The organism is Brevibacterium aurantiacum (genome assembly GCF_007558825.1).
Classification (GTDB): Bacteria; Actinomycetota; Actinomycetes; order Actinomycetales; family Brevibacteriaceae; genus Brevibacterium; species Brevibacterium aurantiacum_A.
This window is the reverse complement of the sequence record NZ_VLTK01000059.1, coordinates 1-371: the sequence shown is the minus strand read 5'-3', so window position 1 is coordinate 371 and position 371 is coordinate 1. Positions and strand designations below refer to the sequence as shown.

Below are 371 nucleotides of genomic sequence, written 5' to 3'. Positions count from 1 at the left end.
CTTGGTGTCAGCAGGACTCCGGTGCGTGAGGCCCTCTTCCGCCTGTCGACGGAAGGTCTCATCCTTTCCGATAGCGGCAAGAGCGGATTCTTCGTTCGGCCCATGGACCTGGTCAGTGTGTCAAACCTGTTTGAAGCACACATGGTCACCGCGCGTGCCATCGCACGCCTCGTAGCTGTCAGGGCGACGAGGGAGAATCTCGACGAAATGAAGACGGCGGAGCAGGCGGTCGTCAGGGCGATCTGGGATGAGGATCCTGCCGCTGTCGCGTCCACGAACGCCCATCTCCATCGGTTGGAAGCAACATCGTCGAAGAATTCGTTCTTGGAGAGCCTTGCACTGTCGATTCACGATCACGGTCAGCGAATTGG

General features: G+C 59.0%; 1 protein-coding gene. It reads left to right on the top strand.

Annotated features, from left to right (window positions below; genetic code table 11):
* Positions 1 to 21: 21 nt before the first annotated feature.
* Positions 22 to 371: FCD domain-containing protein (locus FO013_RS22240; RefSeq protein ID WP_260848336.1), on the top strand; the 350-nt coding region annotated here is incomplete at its 3' end.